At 44.8% G+C, this 364-nt stretch carries 1 protein-coding gene; it reads right to left on the reverse strand.

Annotated features, from left to right (window positions below; all coding sequences use genetic code 11):
• On the reverse strand, positions 1–364 hold a 364-nt coding region (locus ACYVTD_RS18060), incomplete at both ends, for a GGDEF domain-containing protein (RefSeq protein ID WP_461248990.1).

Raw genomic sequence — 364 nt, forward strand, 5'->3', positions numbered from 1 at the left:
GTTTATGACTGCTATAGGGTGTTTATCGAAAGCGCGACAAATGGCCATGAACCCTGCGATTGCGCCGATGCTGTCTGGGTCTGAGTTTGTATGCCCCATGATATAAATATTTTCAGCAAACGGGATTATTTTTAGGAGCGCATCTGCGATTAACCTCGGTTTAACTTTGGTGCGTTTTTCATGTTCTTTTGAACGCCCGCCGAAGAAGATGTAGTCATCTTTATGTTTAATAACAACTTGGTCCCCGCCGCGCCCTAAAGCCATGTCTAGGGAATCGCGCGCGTTTTTAGAAGCCAAAATTAGGCTTTCCTCGCTGTCGCCAATGCCGATTGATAATGTGATTGGGAATTTGCTGTCTTTATTT

Source organism: Treponema sp. R6D11 (genome assembly GCF_054786075.1).